At 57.0% G+C, this 18,202-nt stretch carries 18 protein-coding genes; 13 read left to right on the top strand and 5 right to left on the bottom strand.

Features of this window, described 5'->3' with window-relative positions; translation table 11 throughout:
• The first annotated feature begins 70 nt into the window (after positions 1-70).
• The 3 genes from PUV47_RS19130 to PUV47_RS19120 all read left to right on the top strand — a co-directional run bounded on the left by PUV47_RS19130 (position 71) and on the right by PUV47_RS19120 (position 4,224).
• A complete protein-coding gene (locus PUV47_RS19130; protein WP_274220207.1) occupies positions 71-1,180 on the top strand; it encodes an ATP-dependent DNA helicase in 1,110 nt (369 codons plus the stop codon).
• A gap of 96 nt (positions 1,181-1,276) precedes the next feature.
• The gene (locus PUV47_RS19125) at positions 1,277-3,709 is read left to right on the top strand and encodes a Tex family protein (RefSeq protein ID WP_274220206.1); all 2,433 of its coding nucleotides are present in this window, start codon (positions 1,277-1,279) and stop codon (positions 3,707-3,709) included.
• Positions 3,710-3,771: 62 nt separating this feature from the next.
• Positions 3,772-4,224: a YaiI/YqxD family protein gene (locus PUV47_RS19120; protein WP_274220205.1), complete on the top strand. Its 453-nt coding sequence runs from the start codon at positions 3,772-3,774 to the stop codon at positions 4,222-4,224.
• Between the two features lie 35 nt (positions 4,225-4,259).
• On the opposite strand, the gene PUV47_RS19115 is transcribed toward PUV47_RS19120, so the two are convergent.
• Positions 4,260-5,996, bottom strand: coding sequence for a DEAD/DEAH box helicase (locus tag PUV47_RS19115; RefSeq protein WP_274220204.1), 1,737 nt, complete (start codon positions 5,994-5,996; stop codon positions 4,260-4,262).
• Between the two features lie 255 nt (positions 5,997-6,251).
• Between PUV47_RS19115 and PUV47_RS19110 the strand changes: the two genes are divergently transcribed.
• Both PUV47_RS19110 and PUV47_RS19105 read left to right on the top strand, forming a co-directional pair.
• A complete protein-coding gene (locus PUV47_RS19110) occupies positions 6,252-6,701 on the top strand; it encodes a hypothetical protein (protein ID WP_274220203.1) in 450 nt (149 codons plus the stop codon).
• A 76-nt stretch (positions 6,702-6,777) separates the two neighbouring features.
• Positions 6,778-6,984, top strand: a complete 207-nt coding sequence (locus PUV47_RS19105) for a hypothetical protein (RefSeq protein WP_274220202.1) — start codon at positions 6,778-6,780, stop codon at positions 6,982-6,984.
• 74 nt (positions 6,985-7,058) lie between these two features.
• On the opposite strand, the gene nqrM is transcribed toward PUV47_RS19105, so the two are convergent.
• A complete protein-coding gene (gene nqrM / locus PUV47_RS19100) occupies positions 7,059-7,283 on the bottom strand; it encodes a (Na+)-NQR maturation NqrM (protein WP_274220201.1) in 225 nt (74 codons plus the stop codon).
• A gap of 7 nt (positions 7,284-7,290) precedes the next feature.
• Positions 7,291-8,328: an FAD:protein FMN transferase gene (locus tag PUV47_RS19095; RefSeq protein WP_274220200.1), complete on the bottom strand. Its 1,038-nt coding sequence runs from the start codon at positions 8,326-8,328 to the stop codon at positions 7,291-7,293.
• A 525-nt stretch (positions 8,329-8,853) separates the two neighbouring features.
• Between PUV47_RS19095 and PUV47_RS19090 the strand changes: the two genes are divergently transcribed.
• From PUV47_RS19090 to PUV47_RS19060, 7 genes are all read left to right on the top strand, one after another.
• Positions 8,854-10,203, top strand: a complete 1,350-nt coding sequence (locus PUV47_RS19090; protein WP_274220199.1) for a Na(+)-translocating NADH-quinone reductase subunit A — start codon at positions 8,854-8,856, stop codon at positions 10,201-10,203.
• Between the two features lie 3 nt (positions 10,204-10,206).
• Positions 10,207-11,415 carry an NADH:ubiquinone reductase (Na(+)-transporting) subunit B gene (locus PUV47_RS19085; protein ID WP_274220198.1) on the top strand — a complete coding sequence of 403 codons (1,209 nt, stop codon included), beginning with the start codon at positions 10,207-10,209 and terminating at the stop codon, positions 11,413-11,415.
• Positions 11,408-12,238 carry a Na(+)-translocating NADH-quinone reductase subunit C gene (locus PUV47_RS19080; RefSeq protein ID WP_274220197.1) on the top strand — a complete coding sequence of 277 codons (831 nt, stop codon included), beginning with the start codon at positions 11,408-11,410 and terminating at the stop codon, positions 12,236-12,238. The genes PUV47_RS19085 and PUV47_RS19080 overlap by 8 nt, the downstream gene beginning before the upstream one ends.
• Entirely contained in the window at positions 12,238-12,894 is a 657-nt protein-coding gene (locus PUV47_RS19075; protein WP_274220196.1) for an NADH:ubiquinone reductase (Na(+)-transporting) subunit D, read from the top strand. Before PUV47_RS19080 ends, PUV47_RS19075 begins: the two co-directional genes overlap by 1 nt.
• 1 nt (position 12,895) lies before the next feature.
• Positions 12,896-13,504 carry an NADH:ubiquinone reductase (Na(+)-transporting) subunit E gene (nqrE, locus tag PUV47_RS19070; protein ID WP_274220195.1) on the top strand — a complete coding sequence of 203 codons (609 nt, stop codon included), beginning with the start codon at positions 12,896-12,898 and terminating at the stop codon, positions 13,502-13,504.
• Positions 13,505-13,516: 12 nt separating this feature from the next.
• Entirely contained in the window at positions 13,517-14,737 is a 1,221-nt protein-coding gene (gene nqrF, locus PUV47_RS19065) for an NADH:ubiquinone reductase (Na(+)-transporting) subunit F (protein ID WP_274220194.1), read from the top strand.
• A 197-nt stretch (positions 14,738-14,934) separates the two neighbouring features.
• Complete coding sequence (locus PUV47_RS19060; protein WP_274220193.1) at positions 14,935-15,249, top strand: DnaJ family domain-containing protein; 315 nt, start codon at positions 14,935-14,937, stop codon at positions 15,247-15,249.
• On the opposite strand, the gene PUV47_RS19055 is transcribed toward PUV47_RS19060, so the two are convergent.
• Entirely contained in the window at positions 15,246-16,226 is a 981-nt protein-coding gene (locus tag PUV47_RS19055; RefSeq protein WP_274220192.1) for a GlxA family transcriptional regulator, read from the bottom strand. The genes PUV47_RS19060 and PUV47_RS19055 overlap by 4 nt on opposite strands.
• Before the next feature lie 102 nt (positions 16,227-16,328).
• Between PUV47_RS19055 and PUV47_RS19050 the strand changes: the two genes are divergently transcribed.
• Positions 16,329-16,877 (top strand): cysteine hydrolase family protein, encoded by a 549-nt coding sequence (locus PUV47_RS19050; protein WP_274220191.1) that lies wholly within the window; start codon positions 16,329-16,331, stop codon positions 16,875-16,877.
• Here PUV47_RS19050 and PUV47_RS19045 read toward each other — a convergent pair.
• Positions 16,874-18,163: a TCR/Tet family MFS transporter gene (locus tag PUV47_RS19045; RefSeq protein ID WP_274220190.1), complete on the bottom strand. Its 1,290-nt coding sequence runs from the start codon at positions 18,161-18,163 to the stop codon at positions 16,874-16,876. The genes PUV47_RS19050 and PUV47_RS19045 overlap by 4 nt on opposite strands.
• Positions 18,164-18,202 lie beyond the last annotated feature (39 nt).

The raw sequence follows: 18,202 nt of genomic DNA, 5'->3' as shown, positions 1-18,202 counted from the left end.
AACGCGCGACTTCTGGCGGCTCTATCGTTTATTACCGAAGGTCTGATCTAGGCAATGCAGGGGTAAAGGTATGGAGTGGTCACCGCAACAGGACCAGGCACTGACTGAAGCCGCCAACTGGCTCCGTGGGGGCGGCAAGCAGGTGTTCAGGCTGTTCGGGTTTGCTGGAACCGGCAAGACCACCCTTGCGCGCCACTTGGCGGAGGGCATCGACGGTGATGTGGCTTTCGGTGCCTTTACCGGTAAAGCGGCACACGTTCTGCGCCAAAAAGGCTGCTGGGACGCCTCTACCATTCACTCTCTGATTTACCGTCCTCGCGGCACCAAAAAGGACGAGGAAGAGGAGGATGAGGGACCTCAGTTCGCGATCAACCGTGACAGTCCTGCTGCCAAGGTGGACCTCATCATCATTGATGAATGCTCCATGGTTGACGAGGAACTTGGCCGCGACCTGCTTTCTTTTGGCAAGAAGGTGCTGGTGCTGGGCGATCCGGCGCAGCTGCCCCCGGTAAAGGGCGGCGGTTTCTTCACCGACGCCGAGCCGGACATGATGCTGACTGAAGTGCACCGTCAGGCGAAGGATAACCCGATTGTGCGTATGTCCATGACCATTCGCGACGGCGGTGAGCTGGAATTTGGTGAGTATGGCGAGAGCGCCATTATCACCCGCCGGGACATCAACAAGGACATCATTCTATCCTCGGATCAGGTGCTGGTGGGCACCAACAAAACCCGCCGCCTTTACAACAACCGCATTCGCGACTTGATGGGCTTTACCACCCAGATGCCTGCAGTGGGCGACAAGTTGGTTTGCCTGCGCAACGACAAGCAGAAGGGCCTTCTGAACGGCGGCCTTTGGAATGTGAAGCGGCTGCGCCCGCCAAGGGGCAACACCATCCGCTTTGATGTGGTTTCGGAAGACGATCTTGCCAAAACCGCCGTGCAGGTGAAGGTGCTACCAGCGATGTTCGAGGAGGGCGGTGACCAGCTTCCCTATGCCATCCGCCGCCGCGCCGACGAGTTTGACTTTGGTTACGCACTGACCGTGCACAAATCTCAGGGTTCGCAATGGGATAAGGTGGTGTTGTTTGACGAGAGCTGGGCATTCCGTGAGCACCAGCAGCGCTGGCTCTACACCGCCGTAACCCGTGCCGCCAAGCAGATTACTGTGGTTCGCTGACCCTCTGCCATCTTCTTTGCCCGAAATTGGGCTCTTTCATGCACTTAAGTTCTGCGTCAGCGCGATTGGCGCGCTGACAGCTTTAATGGGAATAAGATGTCCGACACGACCGTTTCTTCCTCTTCCACTCCAACGAAAGCAAGCGCACTGGCGCCAGAGATAGCGCTGCGCATTTCAAGAAAAATCGCTGATGAGATCGGCTGTCAGGCCGGGCAGGTCAGCGCTGCAGTTCAGCTCTTGGATGAAGGCGCGACGGTGCCGTTCGTGGCGCGCTATCGTAAGGAAGCGACCGGCGGTCTGGATGATACGCAGCTGCGCACGCTGGAAGAGCGCTTGATTTACATGCGCGAGATGGAAGATCGCCGCAAGGCCATCGTGAAGTCCATCGATGAGCAGGGCAAGCTGACCGACGAACTGGCAAAACAGATCGCCGCCGCAGACAGCAAGGCCACGCTGGAAGATCTTTACCTGCCCTACAAGAAAAAGCGCCGTACCAAAGCGCAGATTGCCCGTGAGGCGGGCCTTGAGCCTCTGGCAGACCTGTTGCTCTCCGATCCGTCCAAGGTGCCGGAAGCGGAGGCTGGATCGTTCATTGATGCGGAAAAGGGCTTTGCCGATACCAAGGCGGTGCTTGATGGGGCGCGCCAGATCCTCATGGAGCGGTTTTCAGAGAACGCTCAGCTGGTGGGGCGTTTGCGGTCGTATGTTGCCAAGGGCGGTGTTGTTCAGTCCAAGGTGGTTGAGGGCAAGGAGCAGGAAGGCGCGAAGTTCGCGGACTATTTCGACTATTCGGAGAACTGGTCGCGGATTCCAAGCCACCGAGCGCTGGCGCTGTTCAGGGGGCGCAATGAGGGCATTCTCTCCGTTGATCTGACAATCGACGCCGATGACGTGTCCAAGGTGAAGCCGGTTGAGCAGATGATTGCCGATGCGGTGGGCATTGAAGATCGCGGGCGTCCTGCTGACAAGTGGCTCTCAGATGTGGTGCGCTGGACCTGGAAGGTGAAGATCGGCCTTCATGTGGAACTCGACCTCATGAGCGACCTGAAGGACCGCGCCGAGGAAGAGGCCATCAACGTGTTCGCCCGAAATCTGAAGGACCTGTTGTTGGCAGCGCCTGCAGGCAGCCGCACCACACTGGGTCTCGATCCGGGCATTCGTACCGGTGTGAAGGTGGCCGTGGTAGACGCCACCGGCAAGCTGGTGGATACGGCAACCATCTATCCGTTCCAGCCGCGCAACGACGTGATGGGCTCCCTTGCTGTGCTCAAGGCGCTTGTTGCCAAGCATAACGTGAGCCTGATTGCCATCGGCAATGGGACAGCAAGCCGCGAAACCGACCGTTTGGCCGCTGATCTTCTGAAGGAAATTCCGGCAGAGGTGCGCCCGATCAAGGTGATCGTGAACGAAGCGGGCGCTTCTGTTTATTCCGCTTCTGCGCTGGCAGCCAAGGAAATGCCGGATGTGGATGTGTCCCTGCGTGGGGCGGCCTCCATCGCCCGCCGCCTTCAGGATCCGCTGGCTGAGCTTGTGAAGATCGAGCCCAAGTCCATCGGCGTTGGTCAGTACCAGCACGATGTGAACCAGACCAAGCTGGCCCGCGCGCTGGACGGGGTGGTGGAAGATGCGGTGAACGCGGTGGGCGTTGATCTCAATACTGCGTCCGCACCGTTGCTATCCCGCATTTCCGGTCTCAGCGAAAGCCTTGCAAAGGCGGTGGTCGAGCAGCGCAATGCAATCGGCCGTTTCAAGAACCGCAAGGAACTGCTGAAAGTCGCGCGCCTTGGTCCGAAGGCTTTTGAGCAATGTGCGGGCTTCTTGCGCATTGCCGACGGCGACAATCCGCTGGATGCTTCTTCAGTGCACCCGGAAGCCTATCCGGTGGCGCAAAAAATCGTGAAGGCTTGTGGCCGCGATCTGCGCCAGATCATGGGCTCCAATGTTCTGTCCAATCTGGACCCCAAGGAGTTCATTGACGACAAATTTGGCCTGCCGACGGTCAAGGACATCTTCTCCGAGCTGGAAAAGCCGGGCCGTGACCCGCGTCCGGAGTTCAAGACGGCGAGCCTGCAGGATGGTGTTGAGACCATCTCCGACCTGCGTCCGGGCATGATGCTGGAAGGCACGGTGACCAACGTGACCAATTTCGGGGCCTTTGTTGACATTGGTGTTCACCAAGACGGCCTTGTGCATGTGTCTCAACTGGCAGATCGGTTCGTTGATGACCCGCATCAGGTGGTCAAGGCTGGCGACATTGTGAAGGTGCGCGTTGTTGAGGTGGATGTGGCCCGCAAACGCATCGGCCTGACCATGAAAAAGGACAGCAGCGAAGCCCGTGAGCAGGTGCGCGAACGTCAGTCTCGTGACAACAACCAACGCGGTGGTGGGCGCGGCAATGGCCCACGCGGTGGCGGTCCACGCGGCGGTAACGCTCCGCGAGGTGGCAAGCCTCAGGGCGGCAATGACAGCGGAGCCAACAACGCAATGGCCGCTGCCTTGGCAGCCGCTTTCAACAAAGGCAAAAAGTAAGCCGCATGCATGAGAAGGCGCTTTCGAGCGCCTTTTTTGCTCACAGTTCAAGGAGGGGCGTTTTGGAGACGCAGATCTATGTGGATGCCGATTCTTGCCCGGTGAAGGCTGAGGTCTACCGTGTGGCGGAGCGCTTCGGCCTCAAGGTGTTTGTGGTCGCCAATGCGTTCATGAATGTGCCGCGCGATCCGGATATCCGCCTTGTGGTGGTGAGTGAGGGACCGGATGAGGCCGACAACTGGATTGCGGAACGTGCAGGCGCGCGCGACCTGGTGGTCACGCAGGACATCCCGCTGGCTTCACGCTGTGTGAAGGTCGGCGCTGCGGTTTTGTCGCCCAAGGGCAAGGAGTTTGATGAAAATTCCATCGGCATGGCACTGGCCACGCGGGATCTGAAAGAGGACTTGCGCTCGTTTGGCGAAATGACGGGCGGTCCGCCGCCCTTTTCTCAAAAGGACAAGTCCAACTTCCTTCAGGCCATGGATCGGGTATTGGTTCGCATCCTGAAGGGCTGATGCAAGAAAGGCGGGAACTGGTCCCGCCTTTTTGTTTATTCGCTTCTTTCGGACTTGTGGTGCCGCGGTGGGCGTCCGTCACGACGATCGCGACCGCCCTTGCGATGTCCACCGCCACCTTCGCGGAACTCACCGCCGCTACGGCCACGCTTGTGGGCTGGGCGACGGCCACGCTCCGGATTTCCATCAATCCGGGTAATGGTGATGGACTGCTCACCGGTGCCGTGAACCTTGATGGTTTCCATGAACTTTTCGGCCAGATGCGGCGCAAGTTCAAAGCGGCTGTCGGCGTCGAAGATGCGGATTGAACCGATGTCGCGCTTGGTGATGTGGCCCGCACGGCAGATCATTGGCAGCAGCCAACGAGGTTCTGCGTTGTGCTTGCGGCCCACGTTCAAGCGGAACCAGACACCGTTTTCGATGTTGTTGCGCGGACGGCGTTCACCTTCCTGATCTGGAGAGCTTTGAAGCAGCTCTTCAGGGGCCGGCAGACCCTGCTTCACGGAGCGCAGGTAGGCGGCGGCAATCGCTTCTGGCGAATACTTCTCCAACAGCGCTTCCACCAATGGCTGATCGTCCTCGGCCATAGGCTCGGCGAGATCAGCACCGTTCAGAATGCGCTCACGATCCTTGTCATGGATTTCAGAAGCCGATGGGGCTGGACCCCATTCTGCCTTGATCTTTGCAAAGCTCAGCAGGCGGGAGGCAATGCGGCGACGGGTGTGCGGTACGATCAGCGTACAGACACCCTTGCGGCCTGCACGACCTGTACGGCCAGAGCGGTGCAACAAGGTTTCTGCGTTGTTTGGCAGGTCGGCGTGAATCACCAGATCCAGATTTGGCAGGTCAATGCCGCGGGCGGCAACGTCGGTTGCCACACACACGCGGGCACGGCCGTTGCGCATGGACTGGAGGGCCTGGTTGCGCTCGTTCTGGGTGAGCTCACCGGAGAGCGACACAACAGCAAAACCACGGTTGCCCAAACGTGCTGACAGGTGCTTCACCATCTCGCGTGTTGCGCAGAAGATGATGGCATTCTGTGCTTCGTAGAAGCGCAGGGCATTGATGATGGCGTTGTCGCGGTCGTTCGGGGCGACCTGAAGCGCACGGTATTCAATGTCTGTGTGCTGCTCGCGCTCGGTAACCGTTGAGATGCGCACGGCATCCTTTTGGTATTCCTTGGCAAGGTTGGCAATCGGCTTTGGTACCGTGGCAGAGAACATCAAGGTGCGGCGGTCTTGAGGCGCCGCGCCCAGAATGAATTCCAGATCTTCACGGAAACCCAGATCCAGCATTTCATCCGCTTCGTCCAGCACAACAGTGCGCAGGGCGGACATGTCCAGATAACCGCGTTCGATGTGATCGCGCAGGCGACCTGGTGTGCCGACGACAATGTGCGCGCCCTGGGTCAGGGAACGGCGCTCTTTGCGCATGTCCATGCCGCCAACACAAGTGGCGAACTGGGCACCGGCATCGCCGTAAAGCCATTGCAGCTCGTTGTTGACCTGCAGCGCCAGCTCACGGGTTGGTGCAACAACCAGAGCGATAGGTTCAGCGGAGCGTGGCAGTTTTTCTTCATCGCCCAGAACTTCTGGCGCAATAGCAAGGCCGAAAGCGACCGTCTTGCCGGAGCCGGTCTGAGCGGAAACCAGCAGATCCTGGCCATTTGCATCGGCTTCAAGAACGGCGGATTGTACGGGCGTCAGTTTGGTGTAGCCGCGCTTTTCCAGTGCGGTGGAAAGCGTTGGGGCAACCCCTTCAAAATTCGTCATTTAAAGTTCTTTCGAGGAAAGAGTGCAACCCGCCTCGCCAGACGAGTATCTTATGGAGCTATCTGTCCATACCCGGAGGGTCTTGTACTCAAATAAGAGGGCGAGGTCAACGCAAGAGGCCTGAAGTATTACAGCGATGTTGTGTAACAGGCGGCTCAAGAAGGACATCCATGTCATAGGGTAACACCGTATATCCAGTTGATTTACCCGGCCATGGTCGGGGTGTGGTTGCTAGTAAACTCCAAGGGAGCCTTTATGGAAACTATGAGTAAACCTTCACTCGCTGCTCGGATTTTCGCAGGCAAGGTGGTTGGGCTCATCGTCGGACTTGTCATCTTTTTTGTGACACCGATGGTTTGGCCCGACGCCGATCTCAAGTTACGCATTGGCATGTTGCTTTGGTACGTATCACTTGGGGCGTTTGTTGGGCTGATCGGCGTTTTTGATCGGCATCCGATCACTGGCATGCCGCTGCCATGGTGGTTGATGGCGCCGGGATTGGGTGCCTGGATGAATTTCGTAATCGTTCTGTTCACTTATGATCGTTTCAAGGAGTTGACCATCGCCAACTTCGGTGATGTGGGCATCTATGCCTCTCCGTACTGGTTTGTTCCGGAGGGCGCTCTGTTCGGGCTGTTGGCCGGTTTCGCCGCCAAGCTTGCAGGCGGTGTAGGCTCGAGAACGGTTCGTTTGGAACGTTCTTGAGCTGAATTCGGTTGCAACGGGCGTCGTGCTTACTTAAGTGCTTGGCAGAGTAACCGATCGATTGGATAGCGCGTTAATGGAAGAGCTTCTCGGCCTGTTCACCAACATGAACCGTTGGTGGGGTGTTGTATTTCTTGTTGTCTTTCTGGTCTCAGGCCGCATGTTTCGCAACACCTGGCGCGCTCAGAAAGAAGGCTGGCCGGTAAAATGCGGTATCTACGGCACCATCGCAGTGGCAATGTTTTGCCTCATGGTGTTCGGAAGCTTCGATTTCTCGAGCTAAAGAAAAAGCGACGGTGTCCGTCGCTTGCTTCTCTATAGCTGCTTTTTATCGGCGTTACTAGGCGTGATTGCGCCTCAAGCTGCCTTTGATTTGCATGGCTGCAATTTCTCACGCAATGGGCTGTTGGGGTCGACCTTGCGGTTGCAGATCACACAGTGGTCGGCACCTTCAATGGCGTTAAGGCCGCCACAGCTGCCCTGAATTGGCTTGTTGCGGAACACGGCGCCAATTGCCATGCCTGCCATGATGATGAGCAGGGCGCCAAAGACTACTCCGAACAAAGCGAGGAACGTGGTCATTTCTGCGTTATCCTTGTGGTTGGTCTTGTCGAGCTTCGAGCTTCTGGAAAGCGTTTGACGCTTTCTCGATAAATCCATCTCCAGAGCGGACGATCATGTAAACCGGCAGGTTCTCACGTTCAGCCAACTCCATTCCTTTCTCCGGGCCCATGGCGTAAATGGCAGTGGCAAGGCCATCTGCCAAAGCAGCGCTTTCAGCCAGCACGGTCACCGAGGCAAGCGTGTGGTTGATGGGCCGTCCTGTAACGGGGTCGATGATATGAGAAAAGCGTTGGCCGTTGACTTCCTTGTAGTTGCGGTAGTCGCCGGAGGTCGCCATTCCCAGATTCTCGACCCGGATTACACGTTGCAGAACACGTTGCGTCGGATCCGGCTTTTCGATGCCAACCACCCAAGGTGTTCCTTTTGAATTCATACCCCTGGCGAACAAGTCGCCGCCAATCTCAACGAGATACTCGTTGAAGCCGTTGGCCTCCAGTGTCTGCGCAATCTTGTCGACGCCAAAGCCTTTGGCAATAGCCGACAGGTTGACCGTTGTGTCCGGATTCACCTTGCGCAGCGCCGGTGGGTTCGTTTCGAACTCCAACATGGTCGTCATGCCGACTGCGTTCAAGGCTTCGTTGATCGCTTCAAGGCTCGGTTCGTCCGGCACGTCCTCTGACGGGCCAAAGCCCCAAAGGTCAATGAGCGGGGCCAGCGTCACGTCAAACCGACCGCCGCTCATTTCGTGCAAGCGCAGGGACGATTGCATGATGTCGCTGAAGTCGGCGGAAACCGGGGTCCACTCGGTGCTGGTGGATTTGTTGAACTCTTCCACCTCTGAGGTCGGAATCCAGTTGGACAGGCTTTGGTTGGTTGCACGCAAGCTGTTGTTGATGGCCTGCTGCAGCTTTGTGCCAACCATCGGGTTGTCGCCTTTGATCACTCGCACGTGATAGGTCGTTCCCATGGTGTTGCCTGAGAACTTGATTTCATCACGGGTGTCCTCATCCGGACTGCATGCGGCGAGCAGCAAGACCAGAGGGACGAGAGCGAAACGGAGCATTGGAGCCTCTAGTTGACACAGTGTTTTGAGGCCTAATCCGCTTTATTGCGTATGCTGTCAAGTCAAATGCAATAGGAAAACGATTGCATTTGGCCCAAGTCACCCGCTTTGGAGGAATGAGCTAGGGTGCTGGAGGGTTTTTGCAGTGAGAATCCACCGTTCTTGGTATTTCTGCGCAAAAGAGACCGTAACGCGGCGGCAGACCTTAGAATCTCTCTTGAAATATCAGGGGCGTGAGAATACTTAGTTCTGGAATCCACGTAAGTCTATTTGTCGCTAATGGGTTTGTGACGCGCGGCAAGGCAGACCCGTGGTGGGGTGTGTGGTGAATAACTGCCAGATCAGGGGGTCTGATCTGCGACTGTACCACCGGGCCGGGCGCATCGATCCCAAGGCGATGCTCGAATTTTCGGGACCTTGACTACGCGGGCAAAAATCTTGCGCGGGTGGATAGCCTGATTTTCGAACCTTCTTGCCCTGAAACCTCTCATAAAGACGTCCTATCGGAGCCTACAAGGGTAAGGGATGAAGATAACAAGAGGATTGGATCTGCCTATCACAGGCGCACCACGACAGGAAATCCATGACGGAGCTCCTGTTCTGCGTGTTGCCTTGAATGGCGGCGACTTTGTTGGGTTGAAGCCCCGCATGCTGGTTGCAGAAGGCGACCACGTGAAAAAGGGACAGCCCCTGTTTATTGACAAGCAGTCACCGGAGATCAACTACGTTGCTCCGGGTGCAGGCACGATTGAGGCAATCAATCGTGGTGAGCGCCGCGTGCTGCAAACCATTGTGATCCGGCTGGATGCCGAGGAGCAATCGGAAACCTTTGCCGCTCACGATGATGATGCGCTTGACGCGCTCACAAGTGATGCCGTCAAGGAACAGCTGGCCAAGTCTGGCCTGTGGACGTCATTCCGCACGCGTCCTTACTCAAAGGTCCCGGTTTACTCCAGCACACCGCGTTCAATCTTCGTTACCGCGATGGATTCCAACCCGTGTGCTGCAGACGCTGGTTTGATTATCAACCGCCGCGCAGAAGACTTTGAAACCGGATTGAAGATCTTGGCAAAGCTCTCTGAAAGCAGCGTCTTCGTGTGCCACTACCCGAAGGACAATCTGCCAGGCAAGGGCCTTGCCAAAGTGCAGCATGAGACTTTTGAGGGCGTGCATCCGGCGGGCAATGCAGGCACCCACATTCACTTCCTTGACCCGGTCAATGAAGCCAAGACGGTGTGGAGCATTGGCTATCAGGATGTGATTGCCATCGGGTCTCTGTTCAAGACCGGCGAGCTGGACAATGAGCGCGTGATTGCGATCGGGGGTCCGCAGGCGGTCAACCCGCGTCTGGTAACCACGCGTATTGGTGCAGACCTGACCGCGGTTCTTGAGGGCGAGATCAAGCAGGACGTGCCTGTTCGTGTTGTTTCCGGTTCAGTTCTGAGCGGCACCAAGGCGGAGGAGCAGTTCGCTTTCCTCGGTCGTTACCACACGCAGGTAACCTTGATGGAAGAGGACACCAAGCAAGACGTGCTTGGCTGGGTTCGCCCGTTCATGTCCAAGTTCTCCAACCAGAACGTCCACCCTTCCGGTTTGTTCCGTGGCAAGCTCAAGTTTCCATTCGGCACCAACCGTAACGGTTCGGTCCGCGCGCTCGTTCCAATCGGATCTTATGAGCGTGTGATGCCGCTGGACATTCTGCCAACGCAGTTGCTGCGTGCCTTGGTAACGCTGGACACCGACCTTGCTCAGAAACTGGGTGCGCTTGAACTGGACGAGGAAGACCTCGCGCTGCTGACGTTCATTTGCCACTCCAAGAACGAGTATGGTGCGGCGCTCCGCGCAAACCTTGAAAAAATCGAGAAAGAGGGCTGACCCGTGGGCTTGCGCAGTGGACTAGATAAGCTTGCGCCGCACTTTGAAAAGGGCGGCAAATACGAGAAGTTCTATGCCATCTACGAGATGGTGGACACGTTCCTCTACACGCCGAAGACCGTCACCAAGGCTGCTCCGCACGCCCGTGACCATCTGGATCTGAAGCGTGTCATGACCTACGTGGTGCTGGCAACTGTGCCATGTATCCTCATGGGCATGTACAACACCGGCTACCAGGCCAACACCGCGCTGGCGGCCATGGGCATTTCCGATGTGCCGGGCTGGCGCGCTGCGATCCTTGCTGGTCTGGGTATCGGCTTCAATCCAGACAGCATCTTTGCAAACGTCATGCATGGATTGCTGTACTTCCTGCCGATCTACGTCGTCACGCTTGCCGTGGGCGGCTTCTTTGAAGTGCTGTTCGCGACCATTCGCGGTCACGAAGTGAACGAGGGTTTCCTTGTTTCTTCCATGCTCTACACCTTGATCCTTCCCGCTTCCACGCCGCTGTGGCAGGTGGGTGTCGGTATCGCCTTTGGTGTGGTCATTGGTAAGGAAGTGTTCGGCGGCACCGGTAAAAACTTCCTCAACCCGGCGCTGACGGGTCGTGCGTTCCTTTACTTCGCCTATCCGGCCTCCATGTCAGGTGACACGGTCTGGACCCCGGTTGACGGCTTTTCTGGCGCGACTGCCCTTGGCATTTCCGCTGCAGAAGGCGTTGCAGGTCTTGCGGACCACGGCATTACCTGGATGAGCTCCTTCCTCGGCACCATTCAGGGGTCGTTCGGTGAAACCTCTGTTCTGGCTGCTGCCATCGGCATGGTCTTCCTGGTTTACACGGGTATTGCCAATTACCGCCTGATCGTGGGCTGTCTGGCGGGCATGATCAGTTTCACGTTGCTTCTGAACGCAGTTGGCTCTGACACCAACCCGATGTTCGCCATGCCTTGGTACTGGCACCTTGTGACCGGCGGCTTCATGTTCGGTCTGGTGTTCATGGTGACCGAGCCTGTGACGGCGGCGATGACCAATCCGGGCCGCTATGTCTACGGCGCGTTGATCGGTGCAATGTGTATCCTCATCCGCGTCGTCAACCCGGCGTTCCCAGAGGGCATGATGCTCGCCATTCTGTTCGGCAACATCTTCGCGCCGCTGATCGACTACTACGTCGTGAAGGCCAACATCACGCGGAGGATCAAACGCCATGCTTAAACAAAATCCTGAAGCTGAAGGAGCACAGAAGATGGGTCTTCTGGCGCGCTTCAAGGCGCTCCCTCTGGATTCGGCTCCGCGCACGATCACCGTGGCTGTGGTGCTGTGTCTGGTCTGTTCCATGATCGTTTCCGCCGCTGCCGTGATGCTGCGTCCTCAGCAGGAGCTGAACCGCGCGCTCGACAAGAAGGTCAACATCTTGATGGTGGCCGGTCTTTATGAGCCGGGCATCGATGTGGCTGAAACCTTCAAGACCATTGAACCACGCCTCGTGGACATGGAAACCGGAACCTTCACGGACATTGCCGACCCGCTCACGTACAACCAGCGTGCGGCGGCGCAAGATCCGGCTCAGAGCATCGCTCTAGAGAACGATCTGGCGTCCATCGGCCGTCAGGCGAAGGTGGCAGCTGTTTACCTGATCCGCGACGATGCCGGTGAAATCGACCGCATCATCCTGCCGGTTCACGGTTATGGTCTGTGGTCCACCATGTACGGTTTCGTGGCGCTCAAGGCAGACGGCAATGAAGTCTACGGCATGCGCTTTTATGAGCATGCGGAAACGCCGGGGCTTGGTGCAGAGGTCGACAATCCACGCTGGCTGGCCCAGTGGCCGGGCAAGAAGATCTATGGCGATGACGGCGAAGTGCGCCTGAGCGTTGCCAAGTCTGCCCCCTCTGCTCCTGACGCCATGGACTACCACATTGACACTCTTTCCGGTGCGACCCTTACCGCACGCGGCGTGGACAATCTGGTCAAGTTCTGGATGGGCGATCAGGGCTTCAAGCCATTCCTAGATAACCTGAAGAACGGAGATGCCTAATGGCTGAGAGCAAAAAGAAAATGTTGCTCGACCCGCTCGTCGACAACAACCCGATTACCCTTCAGGTTCTGGGTATCTGTTCCGCGCTCGCGGTGACGTCTTCCCTGCAGGTGGCATTGGTTATGTCTCTTGCCGTGACGTCTGTTGTGGCGCTGTCAAACTTCTCGATCTCCCTGATCCGTAATCAGATACCTTCTTCCATCCGCATTATCGTGCAGATGGTGATCATCGCGTCCCTCGTGATTCTCGTGGACCAGATCTTGAAGGCGTATCTCTACGAGATCTCCAAGACCCTCTCTGTTTTCGTGGGTCTGATCATCACCAACTGTATCGTGATGGGCCGCGCGGAAGCCTTCGCCATGAAGAACCCGCCAATCCCGTCTTTGATCGATGGTCTGGGCAACGGTCTGGGCTACTCCCTGATCCTGATCCTTGTTGGCTTCGTGCGTGAACTGTTTGGCTCCGGCTCCTTGTTCGGAATTCAGGTTCTGCAGACCGTCAACAACGGTGGCTGGTACGTGCCAAACGGCATGCTGTTGCTGCCTCCGTCCGCGTTCTTCATCATCGGCCTGCTGATCTGGGCATTCCGTACCTGGAAGCCTGCGCAGGTTGAAAAGCGCGAATTCAAGATCATGGAATCGGAAGGGGCACACTGACATGGAAGGTCTTCTGTCTCTTGCCGTTAAGGCCATCTTTGTTGAGAACCTTGCGCTCTCCTTCTTCCTTGGCATGTGTACCTTCCTGGCGGTGTCCAAGAAGGTGGAAACAGCCGTTGGTCTTGGTATTTCTGTTGTTGTAGTGCAGGGCATCACCGTTCCGGTGAACAACCTGCTCTTCAACTACCTGCTCAACGAAGGGGCGCTTTCCTGGGCCGGTCTGAACAACGTTGATCTGCGTTTTCTCGGCCTCATCTGTTACATTGGCGTGATCGCGGCGATGGTTCAGATCCTGGAAATGGTGCTCGATCGCTTCTTCCCTGCGCTCTACAACGCGCTGGGTATCTTCCTGCCGCTCATTACCGTGAACTGCGCGATCCTCGGTGGTTCCTTGTTCATGGTGGAGCGCGACTACTCCTTCCCGGAAGCTGGTGTCTACGGCATTGCCTCCGGTATCGGTTGGGCACTTGCCATCACCGCGCTTGCCGGTGTGCGTGAAAAGCTCAAGTACTCAGACGTTCCGGACGGTCTGCAGGGATTGGGTATCACCTTTATCTCTGTAGGTCTGATGGCCATGGGCTTCATGGCGTTCTCCGGCGTGAAACTGTAATAGGGGGTATCAATGGAAGATTTTGCAGCGGGTATCTCGCTCTTTACGCTTATCGTTCTTGCTCTCGTTACGGTTATTCTGGTGGCGCGCTCCAAGCTGGTGGCCTCTGGTAACGTGAACATCGAGATCAACGGTGAGCGGACCATTTCCGTTCCGGCGGGTGGCAAGCTGCTTGGTGCGCTTGCCGATGAAAAGATCTTTGTGTCTTCAGCCTGTGGTGGCGGTGGCACCTGCGCTCAGTGTCGTGTGCGTGTGACCGATGGTGGTGGCTCCATTCTGCCAACAGAAGAAAGCCACATCACCAAGCGTGAAGCGCGTTGCGGCGACCGCCTGTCCTGTCAGGTGGCTGTTAAGCAGGACATGAAGATTGAAGTTCCCGAGGAAGTGTTCGGCGTCAAGAAGTGGGAGTGTACAGTTCGCTCCAACGACAACGTTGCAACCTTCATCAAGGAACTCGTTCTGGAACTGCCAGCAGGTGAGAACGTCAACTTCCGCGCTGGTGGCTACATTCAGATCGAGTGTCCGCCCTACAAGCACTCCTTCAAGGAGTTCGATGTGGCGGAAGAGTACCGCGAAGACTGGGACAAGTTTAAGCTTTGGGACATCGAAGCCCGCAGCGACGTGCCGGTCATCCGTGCGTATTCCATGGCGAACTACCCAGAGGAAAAGGGCATCATCATGCTCAACGTGCGTATCGCTACGCCGCCTCCGGGATCAAACGGCATCCTTCCGGGCGCCATGTCCTCCTACATCTTCAACCTGAAGCCAGGTGACAAGGTGACCATCTCCGGTCCGTTCGGCGAGTTCTTCGCACGCGACACCGACAAGGAGATGATCTTCGTAGGCGGTGGTGCGGGTATGGCCCCAATGCGCTCCCACATCTTCGACCAGATGGGCCGCATCAAGACCGACCGTAAGGTGACCTTCTGGTATGGTGCCCGCTCCAAGCGTGAAATGTTCTACGTTGAGGACTTTGACAAGCTTCAGGCGGAAAACCCCAACTTCAAGTGGAACGTGGCTCTTTCCGATCCGCTGCCAGATGATGACTGGGACGGCTACACCGGGTTCATTCACAATGTTCTGTTCGAGCAGTACCTGAAGAACCACCCGGCGCCGGAAGACTGCGAGTATTACCTCTGTGGTCCCCCAATCATGAACACCTCCGTGATCAACATGCTGCTTGATCTGGGCGTGGAACGTGAAGACATTATGCTGGATGACTTCGGTGGCTAAGTGCCTGCCATATTGAGATAAATGAAGCCGGTTCCCGCGGGAGCCGGCTTTTTCATGTTTTGCCCGGTGTGGATCACCATACGTAAGAGCGCGACATAGCGTCCTTATGCCTTAAACATCGCACGATTTTCGACTATCTCTAAGGCATCGCATTTTTGAGCGTGCATCCGCGCGCCGTCTAGAGGACCTGAAAGCATATGTTCGACAAGCTGATTGAGCGCCAAATTAGTCTGGCAAAGTCTCGCGGCGAGCTGGAGGATATTGCCGGGTCCGGTAAACCGATCCCCCGCCGCTACGGTTTGCGCCCTGTTTCCACCACCGAGGCCTTGAGCGTTCGCGCCATGCGCAGTGCCAAGGGCGGTGACATTGCTGAGGCCATCAAGGACCTTCAGGGGAAACTGGCGACTGAAACCGATGACGACAAGCGCAAGGAATTGCAGAAGGCCATTTCCGACCTTCAGCTGCGCCAGTCCGTTGAAAAAGAAGCGCGTCTTGGCATGATGCGCGGCTAGGCTTCTGAGCGTTTCATCGCGCCTGCGGGTGAAAAACGCTTGCGATACTCTCCGGGTGACAAACCAATCACCTTTTGAAAGACCTTGCGAAACGCTGCAGGGTCTTGATAACCGACAGACCACGCGATTTCGTCGACCGGCCTGGAGCTGAGTTCCAGTTGGCTTCGCGCCTTTTCTACCCGCACCATCTGCAGATATGTGTTGGGCTTGTGGCCTGTGTCGCGGTGAAAGCGGCGCAAGAAGGTGCGCGCGGTCAAGCCTGCCCGTTCTGCCATTTCTGAAACCGTAAGGCTGTCACTGTAGGCGGTTTGAAGCCAGTGCTGCACCTTCAGGATTGCGCCATCCCCATGCTGCAGTTCCGGCAGGAACGTCTTGTAAAACCGCTGTTCGCGTCCTCCGGGCTCAATAAGCAGCTGATGCGCCAGTTGCAACATGATGCTTGGCCCCATGAAGCGCTCCACAATGCGCAGACCCAAATCGGTCCATGCCATGACGCCGCCTGCCGTAATGATGTCTCCGTCGTCAATGATCAGCTGGTCGGTCTTCAGGTGGACCTCTGGAAAGTTCTCCCCAAACTGTCTGCTCAGCGCCCAATGTGTTGTTGCAGGACGACCATTCAGCCGCCCCGATGCCGCGAGCAGGAACGCTCCGGCACAGGCCGAACTGAGAACGGCGCCTTTATCGTGTTGAGCCGCCATCCAGTGATGGAGGGCGTTGTGTCCGCGATACTTTTCTTGCTGCAAGCTCGGCGGTGCGATGATGGCCGCACATGTTTCGAGTTTTATGAGAGCCGCAGGACACACTTCGGTGTTGCCTTCTATTACGTCGACGACGTGGGGCACCAGCAGTCCTGCACCATGACCGCTCGCAAATGAATTTGCGACTTCGAACATGTCCTTCAGACCGTAAAGTGCGGCCAACTGTGCGCCCGGATAGTTAAGAAGGGCAACATTGCGGGGTGTTCCATGCGAGGTCATTTGTCATTTATAGACCGCTTTTAGTCGAAACCGCCAATGCTAATGGGGAGAGCGACGCCCTAAAGTGCCTCTCATGTCACGGCCACGGACAAGGAGCGAGCTATGACCAACAAGGCCCTTCTAATCATTGACGTACAGAACGACTATTTTCCCGGCGGGGCTTGGGAGCTGGTCGGCATGGAAGCTGCGGCTGCAAACACTGCCAAGCTCATTGAGAAGACCCGTTCAGCGGGTGAAACCGTTGTGCACGTCCAGCATGTCTTTACGGGGGGTGGCGCACCCTTCTTTAACGAAGGCACTAAAGGCGTTGAGATTCACGAGAGCTGCAAGCCGCTGGACGGTGAAGCCTTGGTGCAGAAACCTAAGGCAAACAGCTTTCGCGACACCAACCTAAAAGAAGTGCTGGATGCAGCGGGTGTTGAAGAACTGGTTGTCGTTGGCGCAATGACACAAAACTGCATCGACTCCACGGTTCGAGCGGCAGCGGACTTGGGCTACAAAGTCACCGTGGTGCACGATGCCTGCGCTACCCGCGATCTGGAACTGAATGGCGAAGTGATACCAGCAAAGGCCGTTCAGGCATCCTTCATGGCGGCGCTTGGCTTTTCTTTCGCTTCCGTGTTGGACACCAAGGCGTACCTTGCAGCCTAAGCGCTGCGCCTCACCGCATATGCCATCAGCCGGCGGCTGACCTCAAGAGTGGGGCGCTGTGCATTGATGGCGCGTAGGAACGGCCAGATTGCTGCTGCCATGAACAGGGCTGCGAGAAAGAACGGCGCACCTGGGAAGTAGAGTGTTTCCGGTGAGCCGGTTGCCAGCGTGAACACCTGTGTCATCAGCAAGGTTGAAATCACGCTGGTCAGCCCGGTGATGCTGGTCATGGCTCCTTGCAGCTCGCCCTGCCGGTCTGCTGTCACGGATTGGCTCATGAGGCCCGTAAGCGCGGGCAGGATCATGGCCCCGAGCGCTGCAAGTGGCAACAGCATAACAACCGCCCAAGTGTAAGGCGCAAAGGCAAATCCGAAGAGTGCGAGAATGGAGAAGCCAAAACCGAACAGCGCGGTTTTTTCTTCCCCATGGCGCGGGATGATCCAGCGGATCAAACCGCCTTTGACCCCGGAAAAGCCAAGGCCCACCACGGCAAGGGAAAGACCCACTTGTGTGCTGGTCCAGCGCAACGCCTCGAAGGTGTAGTAGGGCCAGACGGCGGCATAGACGAAGTTCGCCAACTGAAACAGGAAGAGCGCGATAAAGAACCGGCGCAGGTTCTCAAACTGAATGAAGTAGAGCGTGGCTCCAACGGGATTGGCTTTGCGCAGCTCAATGGGGCGACGCTTTTCCGGGCGCAAGGTCTCCGGCATGTAGAACAGGCCATACATGAAGGTGGCGGCGAGCAGCACCGCGGCTGCGTAAAATGGCACACGGGTGCCCAGTTCACCCAGCAGCCCGCCAATGGCCGGACCAAGAACAAACCCCATGCCGATGCAGGCACCAATCATGCCAAAGCGTGTGCTGCGTTTGCTGCGCCCTGAAATGTCTGCCACAGCAGCGTAGGAGGTGGCGTAGGTGGCGCTGGCGATGCCCGCGATCAAACGGCCGATGAACAACAGCCAGATGTGATTGGCAAATGTCATGATCAGGTAGTCGATGACAAGAATCGCCAGTGACACCAGAAGAACGGGACGGCGGCCGAAGCGATCGGAGAGGGCACCAATGGTGGCGCCAAACAGAAACTGCATGATCGCATAAACGGCCGCGATGAAACCGCCCCACATGGCAGCTCCGGCAATGCCCGTGCCTGTAAGTTCAGAAACGAGATGCGGTGTCACAGGAATGATCAGGCCAGCGCCAATGGCATTCAGCAGAGCTGTGCAGCCCACAAAGAACAGGGTGTGGGACTTGGCGCTTATCGAAAAATTCAGAAAAAGTGCACGCATTCTTGCCTCGCTGGCGATCCGCTGGTGTCTACCAGAGCC

Source organism: Pseudovibrio exalbescens, from assembly GCF_028737195.1.
GTDB lineage: Bacteria > Pseudomonadota > Alphaproteobacteria > Rhizobiales > Stappiaceae > Pseudovibrio > Pseudovibrio zosterae.
The sequence above is the reverse complement of the archived record's forward strand: the minus strand, read 5'-3'. Positions and strand labels throughout refer to the sequence as shown.